The sequence below is a fragment of the Mesorhizobium sp. M7A.F.Ca.US.005.03.2.1 genome (assembly GCF_003997795.1).
GTDB lineage: Bacteria > Pseudomonadota > Alphaproteobacteria > Rhizobiales > Rhizobiaceae > Mesorhizobium > Mesorhizobium ciceri.
The window spans coordinates 1-2,464 of sequence record NZ_RZRP01000901.1 but is presented as its reverse complement, the minus strand read 5'-3'; the positions used below and the strand labels follow the sequence as shown (position 1 = coordinate 2,464).

Here is a 2,464-nt window from a genome sequence, read left to right as displayed (position 1 = left end):
GGTCGACATACTGGCCCATCTCGGGCCGTCGCGCGGCGAAAGGCTGATCGATTTCGCCGCCGGCAGCGCCGACCTGGTTTTCCGCCTGATCCGGCAGCACGGCATCGACGGCGACGCCGTGCAGAACGGATGGGTCCAGCCGGCGCATTCGCCTGCGGCCTTCGAGAAGGTCAAGTCACGCGCCGGGCAATGGGCACAGCGTGGCCGGCCTGCGGTCACATTGGATCGGCAGGAAATCGAAGCAATGACAGGCGTGCCAGGCTATGTCGGCGGCTGGATGGACCGTTCCGGCGGCGTGCTCAATCCGGTCGCCTATGCGGGCGGATTGGCCGATGCGGCGGAGAAGGCCGGCGCAAAGATCTTCGAGCAGACGCGCGTCACCTCGGTTGATCGCATAGCCGATGGCTGGATGCTGAAAATGCCCTCTGGCTCGGTACGCGCGGGCAAGGTGCTGATCGCCACCAACGCCTATGGCTGGTCCCTCAATCCGTCGTTGCAGCGAACCTACTTCCCGCTGAAAGTCTTCCAGATCGCGACAGCGCCGCTGCCTCGTGAAGTGCGCAACCGATTGCTTCCCGGCGGGCAAGGTGTCGGTGACACCAGACGCAATCTGTTCACCTTCCGCTTCGACGCCGAAAACCGGCTGATCAGCGGCGGCATGCATATCCTTGGCGCCGGTGCGGATACGCGCGTACCGCAGACGATCTGGCGAAGGCTCGGCCGGCATCTCGGTCTGCCCGACCTGCCGCCGCTTGCCTACAGCTGGTCGGGAATGGCAGCGGTCGAACCGGATTTCCTGCCGCACCTGATCGACCTCGGTCCGGGACTGATCGCCGGTCGCGCCTGCAACGGGCGCGGCATCGCCATGACGACGGCGATGGGCAAGGTTCTGGCCGACTGGGCCGCCGGCACCGACGCCCGCGACCTGCCGCTGCCCTTCGCGCCGCCGGCGCCAATACCGTTCCACGCCGTGCTGCGGCACGCGCCCAACATGCTGCTCGGCTGGAGCATGCTGCGCGACCGGCTGGACGGGACGAGCTAGGCCGACGGCTCCCTGGCAGCGTCAAGGTTTGCAGACAGCACAGCGGCCGCCACGGCGATGTCCTCTTCTATGAAAATCCGCACAGTGGGACCGCTGCGCTGCTCCAGTGCGGCGACGATCTTGCGATGCGCGTCGTTGGACTGCGGGATGTAGCGATCGGCCTGCATCAGCAGCTTGAGATAAGGCCCGACCCGCCCCCAGAGGTCGCGGATCATGTTCAAAAGGATCGGCGCGCCGGCATGCTGGTAGATGGCGAAGTGGAACGCCTCGTTCAATGAGAGATAGGCCCTGGCGTCGCCGGCCTCAATGGCACGCTGCATGCCGGCGAGCGTCGCCTGGATGTCAGCCAGCCCGCTTTCGCTCATCCTGGTCGCCGCCATCTCGCCCGCCAGTCCCTCGACGGCGATGCGGATGCGCGTCAGCTCCTCGAAGGCAGGCGCGGACAGCAACGGCACGATGACCGAGCGGTTGTTCTGCATCTCGAGCAGCCGCTCGGCGACAAGCCTCTGCAGCGCCTCGCGGATCGGTGTCGTCGAGATGCCGAACGTCTCGGCGAGCTTGCGGATGACCAGCGCCTGGCCCGGGCTGAAGCCGCCGGAAATCAACTCCTGCTTGAGCGCGCCATAGGCGCGGTCATTCAGGGTCTGATGTTCAAGCTTCAGCATACGCGGGCCGCTCCGATCACCAGTTCGACAGAGCGCGATCGAGCGTCTCGGCCAGTTGCTCGGCATTGTCCCTGGCAAAGGGCAGTGGCGGCCTGATCTTCAGCACATTGCCGCGCGGACCGCAGGACGAGATCAGCACGCCGTCCTCGCGCATGGCTTCGACGACCGCCGATGTCTTGGTGGCGGCCAGAGCCTCGTCGCCGTCCGCCGTCAGCTCGACGCCGAAATAGAGGCCGTTGTGCCTGACATCGGCGACCGCGCCGTGCCGGCCCTGCAGGGCGCGCAGCAGTTCACTCGTATAGGCGCCGACATTGAGCGCATTCTCGATCAGCCCCTCGCCTTCGATGACCTCCAGAACGGCGAGGCCGACGGCGGCCGCGACCGGATTGCCGCCGAAGGTGTTGAAGTAGCCGGTGTTCGAACCGAAGGAGGCGACAAGCTGCGGCCGCACGAGCACGGCGCCCATCGGGTGCCCATCGCCGATCGGCTTGCCCATCGTGACGATGTCAGGCCCGATGCCATAGTTTGCGAAGCCCCACATGCCCTGGCCAAGCCGGCCGAAGCCGGACTGGACCTCATCGGCGATGACGATGCCGCCGGCCTTTTTGACGTGATCGGCTGCCTCGCGCATCACCTTCGCATCGGGAAAGAAAATGCCGTCGCTGGAAAAGGCCGAGTCGAGAAGCAGCGCCGCCGGCTTGATGCCTTTTGCTCGCATGTCCTCTATGGCAGCGGCGACATTTCCGGCGAAATCATG

The 2,464-nt window shown here is 65.9% G+C and carries 3 protein-coding genes; 1 reads left to right on the top strand and 2 read right to left on the bottom strand.

Annotation, left to right across the window (positions count from 1 at the left end; translation table 11 throughout):
- A partial coding sequence (locus tag EN991_RS32245) for an FAD-dependent oxidoreductase (RefSeq protein WP_164769531.1) occupies nt 1–1,042 on the top strand: 1,042 nt, incomplete at its 5' end.
- Here the strand turns inward: EN991_RS32245 and EN991_RS32240 are convergent.
- A complete protein-coding gene (locus EN991_RS32240) occupies nt 1,039–1,707 on the bottom strand; it encodes a GntR family transcriptional regulator (RefSeq protein WP_024502527.1) in 669 nt (222 codons plus the stop codon). The two genes, EN991_RS32245 and EN991_RS32240, sit on opposite strands and share 4 nt — an antisense overlap.
- A 16-nt stretch (nt 1,708–1,723) precedes the next feature.
- Nucleotides 1,724–2,464, bottom strand: a 741-nt coding sequence (locus EN991_RS32235; protein WP_127370261.1) for an aminotransferase class III-fold pyridoxal phosphate-dependent enzyme, incomplete at its 5' end; no start/stop codon positions are given.